Here is a 15,486-nt window from a genome sequence, read left to right as displayed (position 1 = left end):
TCAATCGCAATCGCCGGCTGTCCGAAACTGTGAACTGTCAACCACTAAACTGTGATCTAAAAAAGCTAAATTCAATTCATCTTAACCATCAAGAATTGCATATGCCGAATCGAATTGCTTCAATATTATTTTTCATTTTGCTTTCCCGATTTGTGTTTCTGCACACGCTCACCCTGAAGACACTTCGATCGTCACCCGAAAACAAGCAGAAAAAATTCACCTTTTCTCATTGGCAGATGTGCGTATTACCGGGGGGGCTTTTAAAAATATTATGGACCTCAATCACGAATACCTGCTTTCGCTTGATCAAGACAGGATTGCATCCTGGTTCCGAAGAGAAGCAGGCCTTATCCCGAAAGCGCAGCCATATCCTTTCTGGGAATCAGAAGATGTCTGGGGAAAAGGTCCGCTGGCCGGACACATCATGGGATTTTATTTATCATCAATGGCGATGATGTACCAGAGTACCGGCGATGAGAAAATTATCGAAAAACTAAACTATACATTATCAGAACTTGAAGAATGTCAGAAAGCTGGAAAAGACGGATACCTTCTCGCGACGATTAATGGCCGACATGTTTTCCAGGATGTGGTGGAAGGAAATTTTAAGACATCCAATCCACTGATTAATGACACATGGGAACCTGTGTACATTATGAATAAAATCATGCTGGGTTTAAACAGTGTTTATACCAGGTGTGGAATTCCAAAAGCAGGAGCTATTTTTTTAAAGATGGCCGATTGGTTTGGAGACAGTGTATTGAATAAACTTACGCATGATCAGATACAGGAACTTCTGGTATGCGAGCATGGCTCAATCAACGAATCCTACATCGATGCGTATAAATTATCCGGTGATAAAAAATATCTGCAATGGGCAAATATGCTGAATGATGAAGACATGTGGGTGCCGCTTTCACAAGGAAAGGACGTGCTTAATGGTTGGCATGCAAATACTCAGATTCCAAAGTTCACCGGATTTGAAAACATATATCAATATACCAGTGATCAGAAATATACAGACGCTGCAAGATTTTTCTGGAGCACCGTGGTTTCAAAACACACCTGGTCGATTGGCGGTAATAGTACTGGCGAACATTTTTTTACCACCAGTGAATTTACTGAAAGGCTTCCATTGATCGGTGGACCTGAATCATGCAATTCAGTGAACATGTTGAGACTTACGGAAGTGCTTTATAAAGATTATGCAGAGCCTGAAAAAATTGATTACTACGAGAAAGTGTTATTCAATCATATTCTCTCCAACTATGATCCGGATAGTGCGATGTGTGTGTACTATACTTCAATGCGACCAGGCCACTATAAAGTTTACGGTACAAAGTATCATTCGTTCTGGTGTTGTACCGGAACGGGAATGGAAAGCCCTTCGAAATTTGGCCAGATGATTTTTGCTTACGATGAATCTTCGTTGTATGTAAATCTCTTTCTGCCTTCGGAATTAAACTGGAAGGATAAAAAAGTCAGGATCACACAGAAAACTTCTTTTCCTGATATTGAATCATCTACCATCGTTATAACAACAGAGCAGCCAGTAAAATTCAACTTAAAAATCAGGCAGCCTAAATGGTTAAAATCAGCAATACCTGATATCAAGGTAAATGGCAAAAAAATAAGCATTAAAGCGTCACCGGATGGTTATGTTGCGATTGAGCGGGTTTGGAAAAATGGCGACGAAATCATAGTAGGTCTTCCTGGAAAAATCAGCATAGAAAGTATACCAGGGGGTAACGAATATATTTCTGTTTTATACGGCCCAATAGTACTTGCTGCGAAAATGGATAATCAAGGTTTAAATGCAAATGATTTCAGAAATGCACGTGATGTTGTTGCGAGAAAAATAATTCCCTTGTCTGATGCGCCAACATTTGCCGGCAACTACGACAACATCACTAAAGGCATCACCAGGAAACCCGGCAGCGTTGCTTTGTTTCAATCTGTTTCCGACAAGAATCTTGAATTGGTTCCTTTCAACACTATTCATTACAGCAGGTATGCAGTTTATTTCCGGCATTTTGAAAATGATGCTGCCTATAGCGGATATAAAAAGAATCTGGAAGATGAAAATACATTTATGAAAAGTATTTCTGCCATGACGGTTGATCGGGTAATTCCTGGTGATACCGAAAGCGAGAAGGCACATAAACTTGAATTCATTTCTTCATCAAAAACAGATAATGGAGTAAAAAAGTCGAGAAGTGCAAATGATGGTGGTTACTTCATGTACGAACTGCAACGCGTAAAAACGGGAGAGCAATTGATTTTTGTTGTTGATGCGGGCAAGGATGAGAAGGCTGTGTATGATATTTTTCTGAACGGTCGTCTAGCTGCAACTGTGGATCATGGAAGGTTTGATGGTAAGAAAGGAAGTGGTTTGATCATCCAATCCATTCCGTTTGCCAGAGGTGTGCTGGTTGACAAATCAATTACCGTAAAGTTTCAGGCAAGGAATAATTCCCGTGTTGCGGAAATTTATGATGTACGAATGATAAGCAATGATGGGAAAGAGGATCTTGCCAACAAAAGAATTCAACTCTTTTAGATAGCTGGTACGATTATTTGCTTTCCGGAAATTCATAAAAGACGGGCATCGCTCTTAATCAATATCACAAATTCTAAATTCAATTAGGCCTTCGCAATTCGAAATTCATCATTTAAAAAAAAGGTCCCGGAAAAATCCGGGACCCATATCTTAATTAGATTTTGAAATTAACCTAATGCTATACGTTTGAAGCCGATTACTTTAAGATCCTTGTCAACAGATTTGATATAATCTCCAACAGTCACACCGTTATCTTTCACATAAGCCTGTGCAAGCAATGTGCTTTCTTTGAAATATGCGTTCAGTTTACCTTCAGCGATCTTGTTGATCATCTCTTCAGGTTTGCCCGCCATTTTAGGATCAGCTTTGATCTGCTCAGTAACGATAGCTTTTTCACGTGATACAACATCAGCAGGAACAGCAGCAGGATCAACAGCTACAGGATTCATTGCAGCGATCTGCATAGCGATATCTTTTCCGGCTTCAGCTGCAGGTCTGTTCAACCCAACCAGCACGCCCATACGATTTGCGCCATGGATATAAGAAGCAACGTAATCAGCATCGATTCTTTCGAATTTTGAAACAGCGATTTTCTCACCGATACTCGCCAGTTTATCATTCACCAGGTCTGCAATTTTTGCACCGTTGATTGATGCACTATTCAATTCATCTACAGTCTTCACATTTGCACCAATCGCAGCATCAATGATGCTCTGGGCGAAAGCTACGAAGTCAGCGTTTTTGCTTACAAAATCCGTTTCGCAGCTCAGGCAAAGAGCAATACCCGTTTTGTTATCGGCAGTTGTTTTTGCCAATACCACACCTTCTTTTGCTTCACGATCATTGCGCAATGCGGCAACTTTCTGTCCTTTTTTACGCAGCCAGTCGATAGCAGCTTCAAAATCACCATTGGTTTCCGTAAGAGCTTTACGGCAATCCATCATGCCAGCGCCAGTCATCTGACGAAGCTTATTTATATCAGCAGCGGTAATTGTTACAGTACTCATATTTTTCTCCGGCCCTGCAAAAGCTAACCCTGCAGGGCGCTTTTTTTATTTGTTTAATCAATCAGGCAACAAGCCCGAAAACGAAATCAGAATTATCTTTTTTGTGCTGGCTTGCGACCACCGGCACCAGGACCAGGAACACGGCGTTTAGGCTGTGGTTTTCCTCTCCTGTTACCACCTTTATCTTCGTCTTCTTCAAGAGCGAAACGTGGTGATTTTTCTGATGTGTCTTCTTCAGTTTCTGACTCTTCAGATTTTTCAACCTGGCGCTCAGCCAATCCTTCAGCAATTGCTGCAGTGATATAGTTTGCGATGATAGCAATTGATTTTGTTGCATCATCATTGGCAGGTACAGGGAAGTCAACCTTGTTGGGATCACAGTTGGTATCCACCATACCGAAAGTTGCGATACCCAGGCGTTTTGCTTCAGCCAGGGCGATGTGCTCATGACCGATATCGATGATAAACAAAGCAGCAGGTACGCGTCCCAGTTGTGCGATACCACCCAGAACCTTTTCCATCTTCTCTTTATCACGGCTCAGCTGAAGGCGTTCTTTTTTAGTGATATTGTCGAAGCTGCCATCACCAAGCATTTTTTCGATGCTCTGCATTTTCTTCACACTTTTTCTTACTGTGTTGAAGTTGGTAAGCATACCACCTAACCAACGTTCAGTAACAAAAGGCATATTGATGCGCTGAGCACATTCAGTGATGATTTCTTTCGCCTGCTTTTTTGTTCCCACAAACATGATCTTCTTACCGCTTTTAGCGATGCTTTTCAGGGCTGCTGCAGTTTCCTGCAGGCATTCTACTGTTTTATTAAGATCGATGATGTGTATGCCTTTTTTCTCAGCATAGATGTAAGGCAGCATCTTGGGATTCCACTTCTTACGCAGGTGCCCGAAATGAACACCGGCTTCTAATAACTGCTGTTGTAATGAAGTGTTATTTTCCATTGTATGATTTGTATAAATATGGTTTTAAAAATTGCTTTTCCATCGCTGCAGTAATCCGCAGGAAGAAAATATTCCTTAACGTTTACTGAACTGGTAGCTTCTTCTGGCTTTCTTCTTACCAAATTTCTTTCTCTCCACAACTCTTGAATCGCGATGAAGCAAGCCTGCTGCTTTCAACGCCGGGCGCCATTCAGCATTCAGCGTGATCAAAGCACGGGCAATACCCAGTTTAGCAGCTTCTGCCTGGCCTTTTTTCCCACCACCAGCAGCATTGATCTGGATGTCGAATTTTCCATTGCCATCAATAGCAGCAAAAGGAAGTTCCAACTGGTTTTGCAGGTATACCTGAGGAAAATAAACTTTATAATCCAGGTCGTTCACGGTGATTTTACCATCGCCTTTACTCAGGAAAACCCTGGTAACAGCTTCTTTACGACGGCCAACCGCGTTTTTTTGTTTTTCCATTTATCTTTTTTTTGGAATAGTTTTTAATCAGAATTTCAGTTCAGCTGGTTTCTGCGCGCCATGCGGATGCTCGGCACCTGCATAAACAAACAGCTTTTTATACATCTGCCTGCCGAGGCGATTTTTCGGCAACATGCCTTTGATCGCACGTTCGATAATCAGCTCAGGACGACGTTTGATCAGGTCTTTTGCAATCTCGATCTTCTGACCGCCAGGATAACCAGTCACGTGTTGATATTCCTTCTCTTCCAGCTTGTTACCGGTAAATTTTACTTTATCGGCATTGAGAAAAATGATATAGTCTCCGCAATCCACATGAGGTGTGTAGTAGGCTTTGTTCTTGCCTTTCAGAATAGCCGCAATACGGCTACATACACGCCCCACAGTTTGATTGGTCCCGTCAACAACGTACCATTTACGCTGTACGGAAGCTGCATTCGCATGCTTTGTGGTAAAATGAAGTTTACTCATACTTTTTGTTTTACAGGCCTGCGCCCGTGTTTTTAAAATATTTCATCACCGCCATCCCGGCAATGAACCCAGATTTAATTAGGGAGCGCAAAGGTAGGAGAATACATGACTACAATCCAAAAAATGGGTACACTATTTTTGAGTGCACCTTTGTAATGAATTGATTTTCAATAATAATTTTGAACAAATATTTTCAAGCACTGCTCAAATTCAGTTCCGGCGGGCATTCCTGCTGGTTACCAGGCTAAAAATACGAGTGAATCGTTGTTCCGGGCGAAGATCAGGCCGTTTTTTCCACCTGCAAGACGGATCTGTTTTATGTCCCTTATTTCACCGCGGATCACCATCTGCTTTTCGATCGGTAGCTTTCGGGAAAAATTACCTGTTCCATCTCCCTCACAAAATGACGGCAATAATGCATCGTATCTGCCCTCGAATGGAAGCACCCCACCAAAATTGCCGGCGGCAATCAGATCCATTTTTCCATCACGGTTGAAATCACCGGGAAGTATCGCAAAAACCGGAGCGGTTTGCATCAGCAAAGGGAAAGAGATGGATGAAAAATTTCCTTTTGAATCATTTAGAAATGCTGTTGAAGAAAGCGATGTTACCCGAAGAATTTTTGCATTATCGAGATGATCCCCAAATATTTCGCGGATATTCTTCCCGGCAAAATCCCCATATTTTAAATACTTCTTCTTGATGGAAGGAATCTGGTGTTCAAGCTCATCCTTTCCAAGGAATGTATAATAGGTGTCACCCTTCCTGTATGCAATGAGCTGTTCAGTTACGCCATTGTTATCATAATCAATCATATACATCAGTAATGCACGATCCGGGTCAGCTGTGAGTTTCGAATTTCTGCCATAGTTCCCCGCGAGAATATCCGGGAATCCATCTCCATTAATGTCACTTACAGCAAGTGTCTGCCACCATCCCGGAACCTCGGGAATTTTTAGTTTATTATGATTTAATGAAAACCTTCCCTGGGTATTTTCAAATATTACCGGGGACATCCATTCGCCGGCAAGTAAAAGATCCGGGTCACCATCCTTGTCCATGTCAGCAAACAATGCTGTAGTAATGATACCCGGAGATTTAAGTTCCCGATTGTTTGCAGAATCCGAAACATAGAATTTTCCGTGACCATCATTGATCAGCAAAAACGAATTGCCCACGAGTCCATAACTTTTTTCATCAGCGCCAGCGCCAACAAAAAAATCGATATCACCATCCGCATCAATATCGGCAGCTGCAATACAGTTCTTATTTGTTCTGATGCCGGGAATGGCAGCCGATTTCACAAAATTTCCCTTACCATCGTTGAGGTATAACCGATCATTTAATTCGGAAGAACCTTTTCCATATTCGCCACCACCACTGACTACATAAAGATCGGGATCGCCATCGTTATCTACATCAGCAAAAACAGCATCAACATCTTCACAAGAAGCATCGCCAATGAATAATTGCTCATTGGAAGAAATGAATTTTCCTCCTTTTGTTTGCAGGAACAATTCACCTGGCTGGTTTTTTGCACCGCAAACATAAAAATCATCAAGCCCGTCCTTATTTACATCTGCAACAGCGAGTTTAGGCCCACGAAGCGATTGCATATGTGGGATAAGTGGCTGCCTCACAAAATCAATAAAATCATTTTCGCGATGACGGTAGTTCAGTTGTATCTCTGCGGTGATATCTGCAAACACTGATGTTGTCCTTGCAGCAAAATCATCACCGCCAACCGTTTTTTTCTTAAGTGCCGGAGTAATTTCAACTTTCCTTTTCCTGATTAATAATCTTTGATTGGCCTTTACCTGGAATAAACTATCCTTGGTTCCATCTGGCCAGATGACGAGGATGGTATCAATAAATTCATGTTTGTTCAAACCGAAATGCAGTACCGGTTCTGAAGAACTCATGAAACCTCTTGCAGGATACAGTTGTTGATACTGGATACTGTCTTTGATTTTCAGATATAGTTTTGTACCATCAGCAAAAGGAGCAGAGCTGTCAGATTGAAGGTGAATTGATAGGTAATTGTTCCCTGACTTTTCCCTTGACATGTTTTTATACAACAGCGCCTCACTGTTGATATTGTTTGTGACAATCTCCAGGTCACCATCATTATCGAGATCGGCAAACACCGATCCTGTTGAAATATTTTTTCCTTCAAAGCCCCAGGCGTCCGATTGATTGGTAAATAGCAGGCTGTCGCTTCCACTGAACATATAATTCTGCGCCTCTCCGGGGGGTAGCATATCTATTACGGATTTGTCGAGCTTCCTGGAATTCTTCAGGCTGTTTCCAAGATTAGCATCAGCATAAAAACGTATATAATCCAGATCTGTTAAACGTCGAAGAATGCCATTACTGAAAAACAAATCCTTGTGACCGTCATTGTTGTAATCCGCTGCGAGCGGAGCCCATGTCCAGTCAGTTGCCGCAATACCCGAGAGCAAACCAATATCACTAAAATATTCCCCACGAGCTACATTCAGTTGAAACGCATTTCTCGCATATTGATGATAGTAACCGTATTTGTATTTGAGAGTATAAATATCAAGTCCATCATCCCCATTAGAAGATTTCAGTTCTTTCTCTCCTTCTGGCAACATGTCCGTCGTAATCAGGTCGGGCCATCCGTCATTATTCATATCAGCAACATCATTACCCATGCTGAAGCGGCTCGTATGTCCAAAACTTCCACGAATGTTTTCCGAAAAAGTGCCGTTACCATTATTCAGATAGTAATAATCATTTTCATGAAAATCATTCGAAACATAGATATCATCCCATCCGTCATGATTAAAATCACAAACTGCAACACCAAGTCCATACCCGATAGAACTGCTGATGATTCCACTGCCTGATGTGACATCAAAAAAATGACCATTATCATTACGGAAAAGTTTATCGCCACTTTCCGCGCTGAGCTTGCTTCTAATGGAGCTGTCTCCATAATTTTCATTGGAGTGAACCGAGTGGTTCAGCAGAAACATATCCGGATCACCATCCTTATCATAATCAAAGAATACAACCTGTGTCGAATATCCTTCATAATCTAGACCATACTCAGCTGCCTTTTCTGAAAAGGTCATATCGCCATTATTGACGAACAATTGATTTTTTCCGCGGATTGTTTTTCCATTGGAAATCAGTTTTGCACCAACTGTTGAAAGATAAATATCCAGGTAGCCATCACCGTTTACATCAGTCATGTTCACACCCGTGTTCCATTCCCCGCTTCCCGCAACGCCTGCTTTCGCAGTGATATCTTCAAACTCGAGATTGCCTTTGTTGAGATAAAGTTTATTCGGTTCAAGATTACTGACAAAATACAGATCAACAAGACCATCGTTATTTATATCCCCGGCTGCTAAACCTGCTCCATTATAATAATAGAGATAGTCGAGAATATTCAGACTGTCTGTATCCGTTACATTGTTTCTGAAATAAATTCCTGAACTGGTGGAGGGTATCGATGTAAACAATGTATCGGCCGATGGTTTGTCGGTGCAGCTGATACCAATGAATATAGCGATCACTGCAGGAAAAAAATATTTCCGGCAAAGCAGAGAGATGCCAGGTATTTTGAATGAAGAGCGTGTCAGATATTTCCTTTTTTCAATTCACTGTACGCAAAATCTGCAGCTCTTGCTGTCAAAGCCATATAGGTGAGAGAAGGATTCTGACATGCACTTGACGTCATACAGGCTCCATCAGTAACGAATACATTTTTGCAATCCCAGACCTGGTTATGTGCATTGAGTACAGATGTTTTTTGATCTTTACCCATTCTTGCTGTTCCCATTTCGTGGATGCCTTGACCGAGCGCATAATTTTTATCCCAGGTGGTTATTTCCTTTACACCTGCTGACTCAAACATGGCGACCAGTTCCGCAACAATGTCTTTACGCATATTCAATTCGTTCTCTTTCAGTCCTGCATCCATTGCAAGTACCGGAAGTCCCCATTTATCTTTTACATTTTTATCCAGGCGAATTACGTTTTCGTGATAAGGTAACACTTCACCAAATCCTGTGGCACCAATTTGCCATGCACCTGGCTCGGTCAATGCTTCTTTAAACTCTGCGCCGATATTTAACTCCGCAATTTCCCTGCTCCATCCTTCACGACTTGCGCTTCCCTGGTAACCATAACCCCGAATAAAATTCCTTTGTTTATCTCCGGGCATATTTGCAAAACGAGGAATATAAAATCCATTGGCACGTCGGCCGTAGTAATACTTATCCTCAAACTCTTCAAATGTTCCCTGTGCACCAAGCATATAATGATGATCCATCACGTTATGACCCAATTCACCACTGCTGCTACCCAATCCATCGGGCCAAATGTCTGTCGCTGAATTCATCAATATCCATGCACTGTTCAGTGCAGATGCATTCAGAAAAACAACTTTCGCATTATATACATACGTTTTATTATTCTCTGCGTCGAGTACTTCAACTCCTGTAGCTTTCTTGCTGTTCTTATCAAAAATGATTTTAGTAACAATCGAATAAGGTCTTACCGTAAGATTTCCTGTTGCGGTTGCTGCAGGTAAGGTAGATGATTGTGTGCTGAAATATCCGCCGAAGGGACACCCCTCCCAGCAGCGATTACGGAACTGACATTGAGTTCTGCCCGGTATGGCAGCCGTAAGATTCGCTACTCTTCCAATGAACATATGCCGCTGTTCCTTATAAGCTTTCTTTATCCGGTCTGCAATTTCTTTTTCAACGCAGTTCAATTGCATAGGCGGAAGAAAATGACCATCAGGCAAATGCGAAAGTCCTTCGCGTGAGCCGCTGATACCTGCAAATTTTTCAACATAATCGTACCAGGGAGCCATCTCACGGTAACGTATAGGCCAGTCCACTGCAATCCCATCTTTTACATTCGCTTCAAAATCCATATCACTTAAACGATAAGACTGACGGCCCCATAAGATAGAACGGCCACCCATCTGGTAACTGCGCCACCAGGCAAAGGGTTGCACTTCGATATATGGACATTCTTTTTCATTTACCCAATAGTCTGCAATCGCTTCCTGCGCTGCTGTGCCATACATCGCCCAGTCACGCGAAATGTTCGGATTATCTTTTTTATACTGCGCAGTTGCTCTTCCTCTGTGCGTGAACTCCCAGGGATTTTTTGAAGCGGATTTATAATCTTTCAAATGCTCAAAAGGACGGCCACGTTCGAGCATAATGGTTTTAAGTCCCTTTTCTGTGAGCTCCTTCGCCGCCCATCCCCCACTGATACCTGAGCCGATAACAATAGCATCGTAGTTATTGTTCTGGTTGGTATTGATATTTACTTTTGCTGTGTCCTGTGGCATAAAATAATTTTTTCGGTTACCCGTCCTGCTTATAGCTGTGCAATCTCCACTTTCCTGTAAAAAATTTCGGCACCTTCAGATTGAATAATTATTCTCCCGCTGTTTATTGAAGGGTTGGTTCCTTCATTCACTTTTACTCCATTTACAATATAAATGATGTTACCGCGATTGGAGATAATCTCGACAGTATTCCATTCTCCGGTGGGCTTTTCTCCATCTTTCTTTTTCTGTGCGCGCTGATAGTCTTTCGGTATCGTACGCGCTCCATCAAATTCAATTGTTGCACTATCTATCATCCAGAAATCCCCCACATCTCCCTCCTGTATCTGGCATTCAATCGACTTCTGCCAGACTTCATCTTTTGCATCAACCGGAACATAAAACAGGATGCCATTATCCCTTCTGGTTGTATCTGCGTCGCGTGGCGGCCATTTTTTTGTACCCCATCTGAATTCCAGACGCATATAGAAGTTACTATAACTTTTTTCTGTTGCAATGTATCCAAACTCTTTTCCGGTAATATGTATCAATCCATCCTTTATATTGAATACAGAATCCGGATCAGCATTCTTTCCCTTTGTTGGAAGGTAACTGTACCAGCCCTTGAAATTTTTTCCATTGAACATCGGTTTAAACTTCAGCTTCTTCGGATCGATTTGCGATTGAGCAGAAATCTGAAGACTAAAACACGTACAAACAAAAAGAAAAATTAATCTCATGTTTCTTATTTTAGAAAATATGGCGCTGCATTATTCAATGCAAAAATGATCCTTCGATTTTTTCCTTTGTTCAGGACTTTTATATCTCTCACTGCCCCTCTGATACTGATGCCGCTGGTGTCTGCATCCACTGACCGGAAGTTTCCTTTACCGTCGCCCTTCAGCAACACACCATAGCTCCCATCATAGATCCCTGTCTCCGGTTTGCTCTCGTAAAAATTTCCTCCCATCAGGATGTCTTTCTTTCCATCTCCATCATAGTCCATCACCTCTATCCCGTACATCACACTCAGTTGTGCCTCCGCTGGTAAGGGCTGTTTACTGTATCCTCCCCTACCATCACTCAGCATCACACAACTTCTCATTTCATAGGCTGTCAGCTCCAACGCTTCCTTCAACTGATCCTCTGTAAATATATCCTTCACCTGCTGACGCTGGTACGCCTCGTACTTCAGGTATTTCTTCTTCAGGTAAGGCAGCACGTTCACCAGGTCATGTCTTAGGGCCATCGGGTAACTGGAATCTCCATTATAGCACGTTACCACCTGTTCCACACTGCCGTTCTTGTCAAAATCACTCACGTACATCTTCACCGGTTTGTTCTCTGAACATCTAAACCGGCTGTTCTCTCCATGATTGGCCAGCACCAGGTCCTCTCTCCCGTCACCGTTCACATCCGATACCTCCACACGATTCCACCAGCCGTTACTGTTCCTCAGGCCCGCTGCATCCGTCACTTCCTTCAACGTCTTGCCGCCCTCGTTGCGGAACACACGCACCGGCATGTATTCTCCCACCACCACCAGGTCCTTTCTGGTGTCTCCATCATAGTCGAACCACCTGGCATCCGTCACCATACCTGCTGTCAGCAGCGGGGCACACACTTTCTCCGTTACATCGGTGAACTTACCTCTGCCATCGTTGTTCAGTACATAACCTTTGCACGGATAACCGTAAGCAAAGGGTTTTAATCTCACACCCACAAACAGATCCTGGTCGCCATCACCGTCATAATCAGCTGCTGCTACACAACTCGCGCTCTCAAATAAGGTTGCAGAAGGAAGCAGTTGCGGGGATTTTTTCAGCTTCCCTTTTCCTTCATTGATGTACAAGCGGCTGATCAGCTGTGTCGAGTTCGGAGAAAACTCATTGCCACCGCTGCACACAAACAGATCCTGGTCGCCATCACCGTCGGCATCAAAAAACAACGCATCTGTGTCTTCACTCTCTTTATCTGCTTCCAGTATGGCTTCGTTAGTTCTTTTATAACTGCCGCCCGCCTGTTGCATATACAGTGCGCCTGCCTGGCCACGGGCTCCGCAGATGTACAGATCCTCTCTGCCATCACCATTGACATCACCTGTCGCCATTCTCGGACCTTCCGTACTCAGCATACGAAAAATCAGTTTATCACGGTTGAAGTCCACAAACTCATTCTCCTTATGTACAAAATCGATCCCGTTATTGTCAGCCGCGGCGGTGAACAGAGTCTTCACCGGTGCCGGGGGTACTGCTGAGGCGGCTGTTGCATCTTTCTCTTTTAACACCAGCAATGTATCCATCGCTACCGTCGTCAGCGTCTGCACTTTACCGCTATTCCACTCCACTTTTACTGAATCGATCTTCCCTGTCTTACCCAATCCAAAGTTCAGCCGCGCATCCACCGTACTCTGGAACCCGCGCATCGGCATCTGCTCCTGGTAAAACTGTTTTCCTTCCCCATACACCGTCACCTTACTGCCAATACCATAACGATTTTTCCCTTCGCCTTCAAAGGACACCTTCAGATAGTGCAGCTCCCTATGCAAATCACGGCTACGGTTACGGTACACAAAGCAAGGCATGTTCACATTGTTTACCACCAGGTCCAGGTCCCCGTCATTATCCAGGTCTCCATAAGCACTGCCATTACTAAAGCCCGGTGTTCCCAAACCCCAACCCGCTGCCTCATTGGTAAACGTAAGGTCACCATTGTTCCGAAACGCATAGTTCGATAACGCATTCGATGGCATAAGGTCGATCAGCTTCTTATAACTTTTCTTACCAGCGTCTTTCACAATCGATACCATCACTTCTTTGTTCGAGATATACTGAATGAAGTCTTCATTCGTGAGATCCTGGTAGATGCCATTAGACACGAAAATATCTTTTAGTCCGTCATTGTCAAGATCGGTAATCAATGCACCCCAGCTCCAGTCCGTTGCATGAACCCCAGCATAGCGCGCAATATCACTGAATGTTCCATTACGGTTATTCAGCTGCAACATATTTCTTGTAAACTGGTGATAATAACCAAAGCGAAGATTCAACTGATATTTATCCCAGTTTTCAAACGTGGTATTCATCTTGATCCTGCCCTCATCCTGCGGTAACATCTCTGTTACAAAAATTTCAGGATAACGATCATTGTTGATATCAGCCATATCTGCACCCATCGAAGCATTGCTGATGCTTTGCATTTCATCTTCCAGAACCTCTTTGAATGTTCCGTTTTTATTATTGATGTAGAGATAATCTCTCTCAAAAAAATCATTCGACACGTACATATCCTGCCAGCCATCATTGTTAACATCGCCAACAGTAATACCCAATCCAAATCCGATCACACTTCCATAAATACCGGCCTGTTCACTGATGTCGGTAAAATGATTGTTGTCGTTCCGGAAAAACTTATGGCCTCCAAGAGAATCACGCTTCTGGCGTTCATTCATTTTTAAATCAAAACTTCCGATGGCTTTAAATGAATTGTTGAGGAGAAACATATCCAGATCACCATCTTTATCAAAATCAAAAAATGCAGCGTGCGTAGAGAATCCTATTGAATTTAATCCAAACTCTTCCCCGCGTTCTGTAAATGTATTGTTGCCATTATTGATGAAAAGTTCATTCTCTTTATTATCGCCTTTTACATCACCACTGTTACAAACATATATATCGATAAATCCATCTCCATTAACATCAGCCATGCTTACCCCAGTGGACCACTTCCCTTTTTTTACAATGCCTGCCTTATCGGTGATATCTTCAAATTGAAAATTTCCTTTGTTTAAATAAAGCTTGTTGGGCAACATATTGGCAGTGAAAAAAACATCAGCAAGTCCGTCGTTGTTGATGTCCCCTATTGCAACCCCACCTCCGTTGTAATAATTACGATAAGTGAATATGTTGAACTGATCATCATAAGTAAGTTTGTTTTCAAATCTGATATTGGTTGAGTTGTTATCCAGCTTCTGGAAAAGGGTATTGGATGCGATTGGTGGCTCTTCTTCCTGTAATTTTGGATTTGAACATCCATACAGGAAGAAAAGAAGCACACCTGCAACTGCGCAAACTTTCATCAAACAATTAAAATCAAAAAATTCAGTTCGCTTCATTTTTCCTGCTGGCTTTTAAAATTTCATCTTCAACAGTCAAATCCGTGAAATCCGCCTTCACAATACGCTCATCATACCTTCCAATAACGATTCTCCTGTTACCATCCACTTTTACGTAGATCGTTCCTTTTACGCTGTCAGTTATTTCCAGGAAAGGATTTCCTCCCGGAAACCAGGTTTCAAAATAGTCAACAACATCCGGCAGTAAACTATCAGCATACATTTTCTTATTCCATGGAGCCCAGGCATCATAAGCAAACTCAGCACGCATTTTGAAGATTCTTTCCTGGTGAAACTCAGGAAAAAAATTCATCGATCCCGGTTCTTTTAACTGATTTTCCCGTAAACCATACACAATGAAAATATTATTCACTCCGTCCATTACTTTTTTCTTGCGGTTCAATTCCCAGCTATGTTCATAAAATTCTTTACGAGGCATTCCAAAATAATATCCAAAGAAAATAGAATCCACACGAATGTTTTTCGCACGTTCAGATCTGACCAGGTCTGAGTACTGTGCTTTTGGATCCTTTGGACTACAGCCAGACAGTACCAATAAAACGACAAGAGTTACGATCAATAATCTCATA

At 42.5% G+C, this 15,486-nt stretch carries 10 protein-coding genes; 1 reads left to right on the top strand and 9 read right to left on the bottom strand.

Annotated features, from left to right (window positions below):
- Positions 1 to 238: 238 nt before the first annotated feature.
- Entirely contained in the window at positions 239 to 2,560 is a 2,322-nt protein-coding gene (locus tag P2W82_RS06315) for a beta-L-arabinofuranosidase domain-containing protein (RefSeq protein ID WP_336515435.1), read from the top strand.
- 167 nt (positions 2,561 to 2,727) lie between these two features.
- Here P2W82_RS06315 and tsf read toward each other — a convergent pair whose 3' ends face one another.
- The 9 genes from tsf to P2W82_RS06270 all read right to left on the bottom strand — a co-directional run bounded on the left by tsf (position 2,728) and on the right by P2W82_RS06270 (position 15,485).
- The gene (tsf, locus tag P2W82_RS06310) at positions 2,728 to 3,567 is read right to left on the bottom strand and encodes a translation elongation factor Ts (RefSeq protein WP_336515003.1); all 840 of its coding nucleotides are present in this window, start codon (positions 3,565 to 3,567) and stop codon (positions 2,728 to 2,730) included.
- A gap of 92 nt (positions 3,568 to 3,659) precedes the next feature.
- On the bottom strand, positions 3,660 to 4,523 hold the full coding sequence (gene rpsB / locus P2W82_RS06305; RefSeq protein WP_336515002.1) for a 30S ribosomal protein S2: 864 nt from the start codon (positions 4,521 to 4,523) through the stop codon (positions 3,660 to 3,662).
- 75 nt (positions 4,524 to 4,598) lie between these two features.
- Positions 4,599 to 4,988, bottom strand: a complete 390-nt coding sequence (gene rpsI, locus P2W82_RS06300; RefSeq protein WP_336515001.1) for a 30S ribosomal protein S9 — start codon at positions 4,986 to 4,988, stop codon at positions 4,599 to 4,601.
- A 27-nt stretch (positions 4,989 to 5,015) separates the two neighbouring features.
- Entirely contained in the window at positions 5,016 to 5,459 is a 444-nt protein-coding gene (rplM, locus tag P2W82_RS06295; RefSeq protein ID WP_336515000.1) for a 50S ribosomal protein L13, read from the bottom strand.
- Positions 5,460 to 5,695: 236 nt separating this feature from the next.
- The gene (locus tag P2W82_RS06290) at positions 5,696 to 9,007 is read right to left on the bottom strand and encodes a VCBS repeat-containing protein (RefSeq protein ID WP_336514999.1); all 3,312 of its coding nucleotides are present in this window, start codon (positions 9,005 to 9,007) and stop codon (positions 5,696 to 5,698) included.
- 62 nt (positions 9,008 to 9,069) lie between these two features.
- Complete coding sequence (locus P2W82_RS06285) at positions 9,070 to 10,803, bottom strand: GMC family oxidoreductase (RefSeq protein WP_336514998.1); 1,734 nt, start codon at positions 10,801 to 10,803, stop codon at positions 9,070 to 9,072.
- Positions 10,804 to 10,832: 29 nt separating this feature from the next.
- Entirely contained in the window at positions 10,833 to 11,522 is a 690-nt protein-coding gene (locus P2W82_RS06280; protein ID WP_336514997.1) for a 3-keto-disaccharide hydrolase, read from the bottom strand.
- A gap of 5 nt (positions 11,523 to 11,527) precedes the next feature.
- Positions 11,528 to 14,896, bottom strand: a complete 3,369-nt coding sequence (locus P2W82_RS06275; RefSeq protein WP_336514996.1) for a VCBS repeat-containing protein — start codon at positions 14,894 to 14,896, stop codon at positions 11,528 to 11,530.
- Entirely contained in the window at positions 14,883 to 15,485 is a 603-nt protein-coding gene (locus tag P2W82_RS06270; RefSeq protein WP_336514995.1) for a hypothetical protein, read from the bottom strand. Before P2W82_RS06270 ends, P2W82_RS06275 begins: the two co-directional genes overlap by 14 nt.
- Between the last annotated feature and the right edge of the window lies 1 nt (position 15,486).

Origin of the sequence: Pollutibacter soli (genome assembly GCA_029269725.1) — a bacterium.
Lineage (GTDB): Bacteria > Bacteroidota > Bacteroidia > Chitinophagales > Chitinophagaceae > Pollutibacter > Pollutibacter soli.
The sequence above is the reverse complement of the archived record's forward strand: the minus strand, read 5'-3'. Positions and strand labels throughout refer to the sequence as shown.

Bases quoted from the DNA above. Each gene is read 5' to 3' on its own strand.
- tsf (WP_336515003.1), bottom strand. From the start codon at position 3,567: ATGAGTACTGTAACAATTACCGCTGCTGATATAAATAAGCTTCGTCAG.
- rpsB (WP_336515002.1), bottom strand. From the start codon at position 4,523: ATGGAAAATAACACTTCATTACAACAGCAGTTATTAGAAGCCGGTGTT.
- rpsI (WP_336515001.1), bottom strand. From the start codon at position 4,988: ATGGAAAAACAAAAAAACGCGGTTGGCCGTCGTAAAGAAGCTGTTACC.
- rplM (WP_336515000.1), bottom strand. From the start codon at position 5,459: ATGAGTAAACTTCATTTTACCACAAAGCATGCGAATGCAGCTTCCGTA.
- P2W82_RS06285 (WP_336514998.1), bottom strand. From the start codon at position 10,803: ATGCCACAGGACACAGCAAAAGTAAATATCAATACCAACCAGAACAAT.
- P2W82_RS06280 (WP_336514997.1), bottom strand. From the start codon at position 11,522: ATGAGATTAATTTTTCTTTTTGTTTGTACGTGTTTTAGTCTTCAGATT.
- P2W82_RS06275 (WP_336514996.1), bottom strand. From the start codon at position 14,896: ATGAAGCGAACTGAATTTTTTGATTTTAATTGTTTGATGAAAGTTTGC.
- P2W82_RS06270 (WP_336514995.1), bottom strand. From the start codon at position 15,485: ATGAGATTATTGATCGTAACTCTTGTCGTTTTATTGGTACTGTCTGGC.